Annotated in this window: 1 protein-coding gene; it reads left to right on the plus strand. The window is 56.6% G+C overall.

The window, feature by feature from the left end:
• Positions 1–216: TIM barrel protein (locus R0J87_RS22095; protein WP_498888993.1), on the plus strand; the 216-nt coding region annotated here is incomplete at its 5' end.
• Positions 217–258: the final 42 nt, after the last annotated feature.

The following is a 258-nucleotide window of genomic DNA, read 5'->3' on the forward strand; positions in this document are numbered from 1 at the left end:
CTGCATATTGTCGACAGCGACGGGGCCAGCGACACGCATTACATTCCTGGAGAAGGCAAAATGCCGCTGCGGGAACTGATGCGCGATATTATTGAGCGGGGCTATGAGGGTTACTGTACGGTGGAGCTGGTGACGATGTATATGAACGAGCCCAGACTCTATGCCCGCCAGGCGCTGGAACGCTTTCGCGCGCTGCTGCCGGAGGATGAGAGATGAAAACCCTGGCGACAATCGGAGATAACTGCGTCGATATCTCCC

The organism is Halomonas sp. SIMBA_159, from assembly GCF_046536035.1.
GTDB lineage: Bacteria > Pseudomonadota > Gammaproteobacteria > Pseudomonadales > Halomonadaceae > Vreelandella > Vreelandella venusta_A.